Origin of the sequence: Nonomuraea sp. NPDC049480, from assembly GCF_044465905.1 — a bacterium.
Classification (GTDB): Bacteria; Actinomycetota; Actinomycetes; order Streptosporangiales; family Streptosporangiaceae; genus Nonomuraea.
Genome location: NZ_JBITMD010000014.1, coordinates 165,684 through 177,386 on the forward strand (window position 1 = coordinate 165,684; position 11,703 = coordinate 177,386).

12 protein-coding genes are annotated in these 11,703 nt (G+C 69.1%); 6 read left to right on the forward strand and 6 right to left on the reverse strand.

Annotated elements, in window-relative coordinates:
* Window positions 1–3: 3 nt before the first annotated feature.
* Genes ACIBX3_RS34850 through ACIBX3_RS34865 form a run of 4 tightly spaced genes read right to left on the reverse strand, consistent with a single transcriptional unit; the run spans window position 4 to window position 3,577 of the window.
* On the reverse strand, window positions 4–909 hold the full coding sequence (locus ACIBX3_RS34850) for a carbohydrate ABC transporter permease (RefSeq protein WP_397124579.1): 906 nt from the start codon (window positions 907–909) through the stop codon (window positions 4–6).
* Window positions 906–1,823: a carbohydrate ABC transporter permease gene (locus ACIBX3_RS34855; RefSeq protein ID WP_397124581.1), complete on the reverse strand. Its 918-nt coding sequence runs from the start codon at window positions 1,821–1,823 to the stop codon at window positions 906–908. The genes ACIBX3_RS34850 and ACIBX3_RS34855 overlap by 4 nt, the downstream gene beginning before the upstream one ends.
* On the reverse strand, window positions 1,814–3,028 hold the full coding sequence (locus ACIBX3_RS34860) for an ABC transporter substrate-binding protein (protein ID WP_397124583.1): 1,215 nt from the start codon (window positions 3,026–3,028) through the stop codon (window positions 1,814–1,816). Before ACIBX3_RS34860 ends, ACIBX3_RS34855 begins: the two co-directional genes overlap by 10 nt.
* Before the next feature lie 27 nt (window positions 3,029–3,055).
* Window positions 3,056–3,577, reverse strand: a complete 522-nt coding sequence (locus ACIBX3_RS34865) for a hypothetical protein (protein ID WP_397124585.1) — start codon at window positions 3,575–3,577, stop codon at window positions 3,056–3,058.
* 232 nt (window positions 3,578–3,809) lie between these two features.
* Between ACIBX3_RS34865 and ACIBX3_RS34870 the strand changes: the two genes are divergently transcribed.
* From ACIBX3_RS34870 to ACIBX3_RS34890, 5 genes are all read left to right on the forward strand, one after another.
* Window positions 3,810–4,844 (forward strand): LacI family DNA-binding transcriptional regulator, encoded by a 1,035-nt coding sequence (locus ACIBX3_RS34870; protein ID WP_397124587.1) that lies wholly within the window; start codon window positions 3,810–3,812, stop codon window positions 4,842–4,844.
* 324 nt (window positions 4,845–5,168) lie between these two features.
* Complete coding sequence (locus ACIBX3_RS34875) at window positions 5,169–5,990, forward strand: LLM class flavin-dependent oxidoreductase (RefSeq protein ID WP_397124589.1); 822 nt, start codon at window positions 5,169–5,171, stop codon at window positions 5,988–5,990.
* Window positions 5,991–6,081: 91 nt separating this feature from the next.
* The gene (locus ACIBX3_RS34880; RefSeq protein ID WP_397124591.1) at window positions 6,082–6,576 is read left to right on the forward strand and encodes a methylated-DNA--[protein]-cysteine S-methyltransferase; all 495 of its coding nucleotides are present in this window, start codon (window positions 6,082–6,084) and stop codon (window positions 6,574–6,576) included.
* A 13-nt stretch (window positions 6,577–6,589) separates the two neighbouring features.
* Complete coding sequence (locus tag ACIBX3_RS34885) at window positions 6,590–7,321, forward strand: 2OG-Fe(II) oxygenase (protein ID WP_397124593.1); 732 nt, start codon at window positions 6,590–6,592, stop codon at window positions 7,319–7,321.
* Window positions 7,322–7,380: 59 nt separating this feature from the next.
* On the forward strand, window positions 7,381–7,881 hold the full coding sequence (locus ACIBX3_RS34890) for a hypothetical protein (protein WP_397124595.1): 501 nt from the start codon (window positions 7,381–7,383) through the stop codon (window positions 7,879–7,881).
* Window positions 7,882–8,167: 286 nt separating this feature from the next.
* On the opposite strand, the gene ACIBX3_RS34895 is transcribed toward ACIBX3_RS34890, so the two are convergent.
* Together ACIBX3_RS34895 and ACIBX3_RS34900 are read right to left on the reverse strand one after the other, a co-directional pair.
* Entirely contained in the window at window positions 8,168–9,337 is a 1,170-nt protein-coding gene (locus tag ACIBX3_RS34895) for a sensor histidine kinase (RefSeq protein ID WP_397124597.1), read from the reverse strand.
* Entirely contained in the window at window positions 9,334–9,996 is a 663-nt protein-coding gene (locus ACIBX3_RS34900; protein ID WP_397124599.1) for a response regulator transcription factor, read from the reverse strand. Before ACIBX3_RS34900 ends, ACIBX3_RS34895 begins: the two co-directional genes overlap by 4 nt.
* A 133-nt stretch (window positions 9,997–10,129) precedes the next feature.
* Between ACIBX3_RS34900 and ACIBX3_RS34905 the strand changes: the two genes are divergently transcribed.
* Window positions 10,130–11,653 carry a hypothetical protein gene (locus ACIBX3_RS34905; RefSeq protein ID WP_397124601.1) on the forward strand — a complete coding sequence of 508 codons (1,524 nt, stop codon included), beginning with the start codon at window positions 10,130–10,132 and terminating at the stop codon, window positions 11,651–11,653.
* Window positions 11,654–11,703 lie beyond the last annotated feature (50 nt).

Sequence of the window (11,703 nt, forward strand, 5' to 3'; positions counted from 1 at the left end):
CGATTACTTGAGTCCGGTGAACTGGATGCCGTCGAGGATGCGGCGCTGGAAGATGAGGAAGATGAGGATCACGGGCATGACGGCGACGACCGCTCCTGCCATGACGAGGTGCGGCTGGGCGACCCGGCCCGAGGCGAGCGCTTGAAGGGCCAGCGGCAGCGTGTACTTGTCCTGGTCGCTGAGGATGACCAGGGGCCAGAGCAGATCGTTCCAGTGGAAGATGAACACGCTGATCGTCACGACCGCGAGGGCCGGCCGGGCCATGGGCAGCGCGATGCTCCAGAAGATCCGCAGCCGGCCCGCGCCGTCCATCATGGCGGCCTCCTCCACCTCCTTGGGGTGGGTCAGGAAGAACTGGCGGAGCAGGAAGATGTCGAACGCCGACACCAGGCTCGGCACGATCAGGCCGGTCAGGCTGTCGGCCATGCCGAGCCACTGGGTGACGTAGACCTTCGGCACGAGCAGCGCAACGCTCGGCAGCATGATCGTTGCCAGCAACGCGGCGAACAGCCGGTCCCGCCCGGGAAAGGGGATGCGGGCGAAGGCGTAGGCGGCCAGTGCCGAGCAGAACACCTTGAGCGGGATCAGCACGGCGACGACCAGGACACTGTTGAGGAACGCCCCGCCGAACCCGCCCAGCTCGAAGACCTCGGTGTAGCTGGCGAGGGTGCCCGCCCAGTCGCCTTCCTCGGTGGTCGGCAGCAGGTGCGACGTGGAGGTGAACACGTCCTGCGGCTGCTTGAACGAGGTGGCGACCATCCAGGCGAACGGGGCGAGCGCGACGAGCGAGCCGGCCGCCAGGAGCAGGAAGGCCAGGACGCGCAGCGGGGCCGGGGCGCGCCGTTCCGGGCGGCGCTCCGGGCGTCGGCGACCCACCGGACGGCGGGTCCGTTCGGCGAGCAGGGTCATGAGGCGGCGTCCCTTCGGCTCAGGCGGAACTGCAGCGCGGTGATGAGCAGGGTCGCTATGAACAGCAGGAACGACATGGCGCTGGCCACGCCCATCTCGCCGTCCCGGAACCCCGACACGTACAGCTGCAGCACGTAGGTGAGGCCCGCAGACTCAGGTCCGCCGATGTCCCTGCCGAAGAGCACGTAGACGACACCGAACATCTGCAGCGAGAAGATGATCCCGGTGACCGTCAGGTAGAAGGTGGTGGGGCGCAGCAGCGGGAGCGTCAGGCTGAACAGTTGCGCGCGCCGGTTCGCGCCGTCGATCTCGGCGGCCTCGTACAGGTTCCGCGGGATGCCCTTCAGCCCGGCCAGGAAGATCAGCATCGCGGTGCCCGATTGCCAGGCGGCGATCAGAACGAGCGCGGGGACGACCATCTCCGGGATGCCGAGCCAGTCGGGCCCGTCGATCCCGATCAGGCCGAGGGCCTCGTTGATGAGGCCGAACTGCGGGTCGTACAACCACCGCCAGATCGCGGCGACGGCGGCTTCGGCCGTCACGACCGGCAGGTAGAACGCGAGCCGGAAGAAGCCCTGTCCGCGCCGGACCGCGTCGATCAGGTAGGCCTGGACGAACCCGGTGAACAGCGCGGCGGGGACGGCCAGGACCGCGTAGAGAACGGTCACCCGGACCGAGATCCAGAAGTCGGGGTAGAGATCGCGGTCGAAGAGGATCTCCAGGTAGTTCCGCAGGCCGATCCAGCGGGGCGCGGAGGTCATGTCCCACTCGGTGAAGCTGAGGAACAACGCGCCCACGGCGGGGATCGCCATGAACACGACCGTGTGCACGATGGCCGGTGTGACGAACAGCCAGCCCACGAACGCGTCGGTGCGGGCGCCCTTTCTGGCGCCCGCCTGCCGCATCAGCTCCATCCGAGGACCTTGGTGGCCCGGGTGGCGGCGGCGTTCAACGCGTCGGCCGGTGATGTGTCACCGTCCACGCCTTCCTCGATGGCCTTGGCCAAGACGTCGTCATTGATCTTGATCCACTCAGTGAGCGCGGGACGGGAACGCGCCGACTCCAGCTGCTGGATGACGATCTTCATGTCGGGGTCGCCGGCCAGCGCCGAGGTGGCTGCGGCCTTCTTGTTGACGGGGAAGTTGCCGGTGATGTCGGCGTACTGGGCGTTGTGCTCCGCGCTGGACAGGAACTTCAGCCACTTCCAGGCGGCGTCGGGGTGGTCGGACTTGCTGAACACGACGCCGTTGTCACCGCCGATCGTGGAGGCCTCCTCGAGCTTCTTCGGCAGCAGGGAGACGCCGAACTTCAGCTGGGGGAACTGCTCGCGGATGCCCAGGACGTCCCAGGGGCCGGAGAAGGTCATGGCGGCCAGGCCCTTCTGGAACGCCTGATCGGTGTTGGTGATCTTCCTCGGGGAGCTGGTCAGCAGGGTGCGCCACAGGCCCAGCGCCTCCTGGCCCTGGGGGCCGTTGAAGGTGATCTTCTTGGCGGTCTCGTCGACCATCGTTCCGCCGGCCGAGGCGACGAACGCGGGGAAGATCCAGGCACCGAACCCGTCGCCCTTGGGCAGGGAGACCCCGGCGACGTTCGCGTGCTCGCGGTGGACCTTCTCGGACGCGGCGATCAGCTCGTCCCAGGTGGCGGGCGGGGTCTGGATGTACTTCTTGTTGTAGAAGAGCACGACCGTGGTCTGCTGGAGGGGGATGCCCATCAGCTTGCCCGCGACCTTGTTGGTGCCGAGAGCACCGGGGTAGTAGTCGGCCTCGTCGATCGTCCCGGCGGGGACCTCGGCGAGCTGTCCGCCGCCGGCGAACCTGGCCATCTGGGGCTGGTCGAGGTAGCCGGCGTCGGGGGCGCCGCTGCCGTTGAGCGCGGTGGCGAGCTTGGTGTTGTAGTCGTCCTTGGGGACCTCGGTCAGCTTGATCTTGATGCCGGGGTTGGCGGACTCGAAGTCCTTGGCGAGTCGCTTGACCTTGACGGCCTGGTCGGGCGTCGGCTGGTAGTACCAGAAGTCGACCGTCTGCGTCGCGGTCTCCTCGGCGCCCTCGCCTCCGCAGGCCGTCGCCGCCAAGGCGAGCGCGAACAGGGTGGCGGCCGTTTTCATCGGTGTTGTCATCTGGGATTCCTGTGGTTCGGGGGCGGATCAGGAGTACAGGTTGAGCTCCTGGATGGACCACCAGTTGCCGGCCGAGCCGGTCTGGACGATCCGCAGGTAGCGCTTGGTCTGGGTGGGGAAGGACACCGTGGTCGTGGCGGCTCCGCTGCCGGAGGCGGTGTTGAGGGCGACGAGGACAGCGTTGCGGATGTAGCCGGAGTCGTTGATCTCGACGACGCCGTTGCAGCGGGTGGAGCAGCCGCCCTGGTGCGGGCCGCCCGACGGGTCAAGGGCCAGGTTCCAGGTGATGGTGGACTCCCCGCCGTTGCGGGCGTTCTGCACGAGCAGATTCTCGGCGTGCCACATGAGCGTGTCGGCGAACGCGGCGCCGTCGTCGTAGGTGTAGAAGTCGGCGGTCCGGTTGAAGTCGGTGGCGCCGATCGGCTGCCGCAGGTAATTGAGGCCCGCCGTCTGAAACAGATCGGCCATCAGCGCGTTACGTCGGGGCGTCGCCATGGCCGCGATCAGTGAGGCGGAGGCGCCGGTGACGGAGGCGCCGAATCCGGCCATGGTCCGATGGGTCTCGGCGGGCCGCGGCCGTGGCGAGGCTTCGGCGGGGATGCATGATGCTCCTTCGACGGGGGGTGAGGGAGACTACGAAGAAACAAAATGAAACAAGTCTGTAAAATGTTTCGTGTCACATGAGTACCCGCATGGTTCCGCCCTGTCAAGAGTCCCGTGTGCACCGCCCTGGAGATCGAATAACGGTATGCTGTGGCTGTGAAACGAAGTGATGTAACACATGGCTAGGCGGAGCAGTGGCAAGGTCACCGTCCGAGCCATCGCCACCGAGGCGGGCGTATCGATCGCGACCGTTTCGCGGGTCATGAACGGCCATGAGTACGTCGCGCCAGAAACGCGCGCCCTGGTGCAGGAAGCTCTGAACAGGCTCGGAGGCACGGCTCTGATCCCGGGCACCGCTTCGGAGGACTCTTCCGCGGGCGCCGTCTACGTACGCTGCCCCTATCTGCTGACCGACTACTTCGGGATGATCGTCTCCTCGGTGGCCGAGACGCTCGACCTGCACGGCCGCCGCCTCATCCTCAGCGCAGGCGACGCGGCCCGCGAAGCGAGCGTCATTTCCGGGCTTCCCGACGACCCGGACATCGCCGGAGCGATTTTCATCGTCCCCTCGGAGAGCAACGAGGAGCTCGAGGAGCTACGTGCCCAGGGGTTCCCGTTCGTCGTGATCGATCCGCGCCTCCAGCCACCACGCGACATCGCCTCGGTCTCGGCCTCCCATTTCGCCGGCGCACGGAACATCACTGCCCACCTCGTCCAACTCGGGCACCGCCGCATCGGCGTCATCGGCGGCCCTCAGGAGTGGCTGGCCAGCGAATACCGTCTCGCCGGCCATACCTCCGCCCTCGCCGACGCCGGACTCCTCACCTCTCCCGAGCTCATCGTCCGCAACCGCGAACCGGCCACCGACTGGGGCTACGACTCCGCCTGCCGCCTCCTCGACCTTCCCGAACGCCCTACCGCCATCGTCGCCTTCAACGACAAGTCCGCCGTCGGCGCCCTGCGTGCCGCCTTCGAACACGGCCTCCGCGTCCCCGAAGACATCTCGGTCACCGGGTTCGACGACCTCTACCTCAGTCTCAGCACCCTTCCCAGGCTCACCACCGTCCGCCAGCCCCTCGAAGAGATGGGTCGCATGGCCGTCAGCCTCCTCATGCGTCTCATCGCGGGTCACGCCGTCGAGGCCCTCCACATCGAACTCGCCACCCACCTCGTCATCCGCGACTCCACCGGTCCCGCCCCGGCCCCGCTGTAGGACGAAAGGGCGTGCGCCGCGAGGCGCTGCCGGCCGACATCGCCATGCCGGCGGATGAGTGGTTCATGGCCGCGCATCAGGAGGCGATGGCCACGGTCCGGCAGAGCGACAACCGACGTCGGCGGGGCCTGGCGAACTGGAGGCTGGTCCCCGGGCCGCATCGGGCAGGTGCGTGTGTCTGGCCGCCTCTGGATCACCCTGGCGAACGTGTTCACCGTCATCCCGGCGCGGCAGCTGAGTTCTTGGCGGGTAAGTTCCGCAGGTGAGGCGTGATCGAGGAGGGCGAGCATGCGCGGGTGCCGGCCGGCTGACATACGCGTTTCGGTGCTGGATACCTCCCCGATCGTGCAAGGGTCCACGCCGAGGCAGGCGCTGCACAACACGGTGGATCTCGCGATACTGGTCGACGCACTGGGCTATCACCGCTATTGGGTGCCCGAACATCACGGCATGCGCGGCGTCGCCAGCTCCGCCCCCGCTGTCCTCGTCGGCCACCTCGCGAACGCCACGCAGCACCTCCGCGTCGGCGCGGGCGGGGTGCTGCTGCCCAACCACGCCCCGATCGTGGTGGCCGAGCAGTTCGGCACGCTGGCCGCACTCCACCCGGGACGGATCGACCTCGGCCTCGGCCGCGCGCCGGGCGGGCCCCGGCCGGCCGTGGACGCAGTCCGTCCCGAGGGAGAGCGGACCGCGAAGACCTTCCGCCAGCAGCTCGATGAGCTTCTGGCCTACCTTGACCCACCCGAGGACGCGCGGGTCAAGGCGATTCCCGTCCTCGGTGGGAACGTCCCGCCGATCTGGCTGCTCGGCTCCACGACCACCAGTGCCGAGCTTGCCGGCGAACTCGGCTTGCCCTATGCCTTCGCCCACCACCTCAACCCTGAGATGGCAGCGGACGCCATGCGCGTCTACCACCAGCGGTTCCGCCCCTCAGACCACGCCGCGACACCGGCAACGCTGGTCAGCGTGTCCGTCATCGCCGCCGAGGACGACGAACGCGCCGAACGGCTCGCCGGCTCCACTCGCCGTCTGTCCTACGAGTTGGTTGCCTCCATCGCTGACCAGCTCCGCCCGAGCGCGAAACGCATACGGGCGGGTCCCGACACCATGCCCCGGCGTGCGCGACCCGAGCAGCGGGACCGCTGAAGGTCAGCCATGACCCAAGCACGATGTCCGAATACCGCCGGGATTGGCGGCCGGCTCAGCGTTATACCTGGTAGGAGCGAAAGGACAAACGATGACCGTCTATACGATCATGAAGAGTCCGCTGGGTGAGCTGCTGCTGGTCGGCGAGGAGACGGCGGCGGGCGTCACGCTCACGGCGCTCGGTTTCCCCGGCGAGGACGACGGCCGGCCGGGCCGGCGGCGTGCCCCGGAGCTCTTCACGGAGGCCGAGCGGCAACTGCACGAGTACTTCGCGGGCGAGCGCACCACATTCGACCTGAAGGTGGCCGGCGGGGGCACCGCGTTCCAGGAGCGCGTGTGGGCGGCGGTCGACGTGGTGCCGTACGGCACCACGATCACCTACGGCAAGCTGGCCGCGCAGGTCGGAGCGCCCCGTGACCGCATCCGCGCGGTCGGCGCGGCGGTCGGCGCGAACCCGCTGCTGATCGTACGGCCCTGCCACCGCGTGATCGGCGCGGACGGCTCGCTGACCGGGTACGCGGGCGGCGTGGAGCGCAAACGGCGGCTGCTCACCCACGAGGGAGCGCTGCACCCCCTGTTCGTCTGATGGAGAACTGTTCATGACCACGACAACCGATCTGACTGGTAAGCCGCGCGAGCGGGTGGCCCACGCCGACTGGCCGGCGATGGCCGCCGAGGTGAACGAGCTCGGCTGTGCCCTGACCCGCCGAATCCTGACCCCGGCCGAATGCCGGAGCATCGCCGGCCTCTACGACGAAGCCGGGCTGTTCCGCTCGACCGTCGACATGGCCCGCTTCCGATTCGGATCCGGGCAGTACCGCTACTTCGACAACCCCTTCCCGGAGCTGGTGCAGCAGCTGCGGGAGGCGTTCTACCCGCACCTGCTGCCGATCGCCCGGGACTGGGCGGCCAAGCTGAACCGGCCCGCGCCGTGGCCGGACACGCTGGCTGAGTGGCTGCAGCTGTGCCATGAGGCCGGGCAGTCCAAGCCGACCCCGATCCTGCTGCGCTACCAGCCGGGCGACTGGAATGCCCTGCACCGCGACCTGTACGGAGACCTGGTGTTCCCGCTGCAGGTCGTGATCGGCCTGGACGAGCCGGGCCGCGACTACTCCGGGGGCGAGTTCCTGCTGGTCGAACAGCGGCCCCGGGCCCAATCGCGGGGCACGGTCACCATGCTGGAGCAGGGCTGCGGCCTGATCTTCACCACCCGTGACCGGCCGGTCCGCTCGGCGCGGGGATGGTCGGCCTCGCCCGTACGGCACGGCGTCAGCACGATCCGTACCGGCCTGCGGCACACCTTGGGCCTGGTCTTCCACGACGCCGCCTGAATCCTGATAAATCACACGAAAGGGCGTGTAACGACATGCCGGCCGCAGTAGCCTCGCCGTTGATCCGAACCCAGCACGTCGCCGCACCGCCAGCACCCACGACCGCCGAAGTGGCCGCGCTCATGGACCTGCTGACCGGGCACCGGCCCCGAGTCGAGACGATCACGCTCGGCCACGGCCGCGACGCCGCCTCTGCCGCGGCCGCTCGGTTCTTCGCCCGCGCCTGGCTCGCTCGCGGCGGGCAGATCCTGACGGTCGTCAGCTGGCCGGAGGAAGCCGCCTCCTGGCTGCGCCAGGCCACCCGCTTCGCCGCGGGCGATCCCGACGCCTGGGTGGTCGCCGGAGCGGCGCCGGGATGGGCGCAAATGAGCCGCCGCCTGCGGCACAGCACCACCTGGGACCCGGCTCGGACCTTCGCCTTCGCCTCGATCGGCAGCGCCGAGACCGTACGGCTGGCCGGTCCCGGCACCCTGGACGGGCTGCGCGGCGCCGCAGCCTACGGCGGCACCTGGCGGATCAGCCGCCATTCCATCACCCATGTCGGGCCGGACATGCCATGAGTTCTCAAGGCGAAGCTTGGGAGAGTGCGGGCTGACCCTTGTGCACACGTCTTGAGCTGGGAAAAGCCCGCTTCATGCGTGCGCTGTGGAAGATCATTCCGTGTATGTCCCAGCGTGAACAGGGATCCGGACTGCCTCCCGGTCACACCACACAGTGCCGTCCACATAGACCCGATGACGCTGCAACGCGGCGATCCGATTCCGTAGTTTCGGTGGCCGCGGCTGCCGCGACGTCCGTGGTTTCGGTGGCCGCGGCTGCCGCGACGGTGGACCGTCGAGGGGTCCTTCAGCCGGATGATGCGCTCCGGCCTCGGTCGCGAGTCCCCGCGTGGTCGTTCCCTGACGTCAGGGAAGGTTCGGATCCGTACGCGAACCGCACGGTGATGGACAGGCCGCCTTCGGGGCGTGCGGCGGCGGTGAGGGTGGCATGGTGAGCTTGGGTGACGGCATGGACGATGGCGAGGCCGAGACCGTAGCCGTCGCGGCGGCCCTGACGTTCGGGCGCCAGTTTCTGGAAGGGTTGAAAGAGGCGCTGGATCTGGTTGTCGGGGATGACCGGCCCGGTGTTGGTGACCGTCAGGGTCGCCTGCGTGCCGGAGGCCTCAGTGGTGACCTTTACGTGCCCGTCTGGGTGGTTGTGGCGGATGGCGTTGTCGATGAGGTTGGCGACGAGGCTTTCGATCAGTCTCGGGTCCCCGGCCGTCACTGAGGGCGTCAGGTGTCCGGCGAGGTCGATGCCTGTCTCCGTTGCTTGGTCGCGGCGGGAGGCGAGCACTCCTTCGACGACGTGGGCGAGGTCGAAGGTGTCCCAGCGGGTGACGCCGCGCTCGCTGGTGGCCAGGGCGAGCAGTGCGTGGACGAGCCTCTCCTGGTGTCCGCCGAGAGCGAGGGCCTCCTGGCAGGCCGAGCGCAGGGTGTCGGTGTCGGCATCGGGGTCGGCGAGGGTGACCTCGAGGAGGGTGCGCAGGCCGGCGAGAGGGGTGCGCAGCTCGTGGGAGGCGTTGGCGACGAAGTGTCGTTGGGCGTCGAAGGAGGCTTGAAGGCGGGCGAACAGGCCGTCGAGGGTGTGGCCGAGTTCGGTCAGCTCGTCCGTGGGCTCGCCGAGGTCGAGGCGCTGGTGGAGGTTTCCGGCGGAGATGATTTGGGCGGTGGCGGTGATGGCGCGCAGCGGGTGCAGGAACCGGCCGGCGACGTACCAGCCGAGAGCCAGGGCGACGGGAATCAGGATGACCAGGGCGACGGCGGATCCCGTGAGGAGTTGGGGCAGGCTGATCCCGGGCCCGGTTTCGGTGATCGTGCTCGATGTGGGGCGGTCTTTGGGGATGGCCGCGTTGATGCTGGCGAGCGGGACGGCGACGAGTACGAGCACGAAGACCCCGGCGGCGTAGATGCCCGCCGCGTAGGCGAGCCCGAGCCGCGTCTGCAGAGACCTTCTGGCCAGCCGCTGGGAGGTCATGGCGATCCGATGCGGTAGCCGCCTTCGCGGATGGTCTCGATCACGGGCGGGTCGCCGAGCTTGGCCCGCAACCGATGCATGGTGTGCTTGACGGCGCTGCTGAAGGGGTCGGCGGCCTCGTCCCAGACGCGTTCGAGCAGTTCCTCGGCGGAGATGACCAGGCCGGGCGCGGCGAGCAGGCATTCGAGCAGGGCGAACTCCTTGGGGCTCAGCTCAAGGCGCCGGCCGGCCCGGAACGCGGTGCGGCGGGCCGGGTCGAGGGTGATGTCCCCGCATGCCAGGGTGGGCGGCAGCGGCGGGGTGGCGCGGCGGGCCAGTGCACGGACGCGGGCGACCAGTTCGGCGAACGCGAACGGCTTGGGCAGGTAGTCGTCGGCGCCGAGGCTGAGCCCGTCGACGCGGTCCTCGATCGTGCCGGAGGCGGTGAGCATCAGGACGCGGGTCTCGCAGCGGCCGTGGGCGAGTCGCCGGCAGATCTCGTCCCCGTGGACGCCGGGCAGGTCGCGGTCGAGGATCACCACGTCGTAGCGGGTGACGGCCAGGCGCTCGAGGGCGGCGGTTCCGTCCAGGACGACGTCGACGGCCATGCCCTCGCGGCGCAGCCCGGTTCCGATGGAGCGGGCGAGGACCTCGAAGTCCTCGACGACGAGGACCCTCACCGCCACTCACCGCCGGTGGTCGTACGGGCGCGGGGCCGAGGTGTCATGCGTCAACGATGGCAGATCCCAGGTCTCAGCCGGGTCGCAGCGGCTGCGACCGTGCTGGAACCGGGTGCCTCGTACAACCGTCGGCATGAATCCATTCACGCCTCACCGATCCAGCCAACGGGTCGAGCAGGACGGTTTCCCCCAGGTGCTGCGCGCGGAGTGGACCAAGTTCCGCACCGTGCGGGGCTGGGTGCTCGCCATGGCGGCCTCCGTGCTGGTCACCGTGTCGCTCGGACTGCTGATCGCCGGGGGTGCCCACAGCGCCTGCGTGACCGGGAAGGGCGAGGGTCCCTGCCCCGCGCCTTTGGTGGGTCCCGATGGTACGGCGGTGAACGACAGGTACTACTTCGTGCACCAGCCGCTCAAGGGGAACGGCAGCATCACCGCCCGCGTGTCGGACATGACCGGGCAGATCCGGCTGCCGGATGTCGTACCCGGGGTGCGCAAGGTCGAGGAGGGGGTGGTGCCGTGGGCGAAGGCCGGACTCCTGGTCAGGCCGAGCCTCAAGCAGGGCACGCCGTATGCCGCCGTCATGCTCACCGGAGCCCACGGCGTGCGGATGCAGCACAACTACATCCACGACGTGCCCGGCGGTCCTCACAATGGCCCGCAGTGGCTGCGGCTGACCAGGTCGGGCGACACCATCACCGGCTACGAGTCAGACGACGGCAAGAGGTGGACCGAGGTCAGCACGGTCAAGTTGACCGGGCTGCCGGAGACGGTCGAGATCGGGCTGTTCGCCGCCTCGCCAGGCGTCTTGTGGGAGATGGCGCAAGCCTTCGCCCAGGTCACCGCCACCTTCGACCAGATCAAGCTGCAGGGCGCGAACGGTTCGTGGCGGCGTGACGACGTCGGCGTCGTCATGGAGTCCGACGGCAAGACCCCGCATCACCCCGGCGGGGTCGTCGAGTCCGGCGACAAGCTCCTCGTGACCGGGGTCGGTGACATCGGGCCCGCCACGGTGGGTGGCGGTCTGCGCGCTGACCTCATGCTGATCGGCGGGGTCGTGGGGCTGATCCCGGTGCTCGTGGCGGCGGTCATGTTCTTCACCGCGGAACACCGGCGGGGGCTGATCGGGACCGGTCTGCCGGCCGAGCCGCATCCAGCGCGGCTGCTGGCGGCCAAGGCCGCGGTGGTCGGCGCGGTCGCGTTCGTGGCGGGGCTGGTGACCTCGGGGGTCGTGGTCCCCGTCGGCCTGGCGATGTTGCGTGCCAATCAGAACCCGATCCAGCCGATCACCCTGGGTACCGAGCTGCGGGTGATCATCGGCTACGCGGCTCTCACCGCGGCAGCCGCAGTACTGGCTCTGGGCCTCGCCGCGCTGGTCCAGCGGGCCGTCGTCGCCATCGGGCTGGCCATCGGGCTGGTCGTCGTGCCCTACCTGCTGGCGACCGCGGGTTTGGCGCCATGGCTGCTGGTGATCACCCCTGCCGCCGGGTTCGCGATCACGCAGAGCGTCCCCACGTTCGCGCATGTGGACGTGAACATGTCACTGCTCGGGAGCTATTACCCGCTCCCGCCATGGGCAGGGTTGGCCGTGACCTGCGCATATGCCGCCCTCGCCCTCGGGGCGGCGATTGCTGCACACCGCAGGAAGGTGCCCAGCTAGGCCGGCTTACCTAAAGGTGCAAGCTCCACCGGCTCAGACAGAGCAGTCGG